Here is a 408-nt window from a genome sequence, read left to right as displayed (position 1 = left end):
GTGGGGGCGGAGGCGGCACAGGGAGGCGAAGCGCGCCATGATCTGGCGGAGGTGGTCGGGGGCCACTCGGTGGCCGACCGGGGCGTGTTCGGTGAGGGTGGCGCCTTCGATGAAGCCGTGGAGCACCATGCCGTGCGGGGTGTCGAGGCGGAGCACCGGGGGAATGCGCGGGACGCCGAGGGAGGCGAGTTCGAGCAGGAGTTCGTCCTCGGAGGTGAAGAAGCGGCGGTCCAGCCAGAGGGCGCCGCCGCGCGGCTCGCCGAGCTTGACGCGCCCCAGCCCGCGGAGCGCGCTTCCTGGCCGTACCACGTACCACTCGCGGTGGTAACCCGCCAGAGGGCCGTCCACCGAGCCGAGCGCCGCCGCCTGCCGGAGGGCGTGGGATGTCATGGGTGTGGTCCTAGGGGC

General features: G+C 73.5%; 1 pseudogene. It reads right to left on the bottom strand.

The annotated features are described in order from the left end of the window. Positions 1-390 (bottom strand): annotated as a pseudogene (locus tag AB8Z75_RS35250) (hypothetical protein); the annotation flags it as partial. Positions 391-408: the final 18 nt, after the last annotated feature.

Origin of the sequence: Streptomyces sp. PU-14G (genome assembly GCF_041028275.1) — a bacterium.
Taxonomy (GTDB): Bacteria; Actinomycetota; Actinomycetes; order Streptomycetales; family Streptomycetaceae; genus Streptomyces.
The sequence above is the reverse complement of the archived record's forward strand: the minus strand, read 5'-3'. Positions and strand labels throughout refer to the sequence as shown.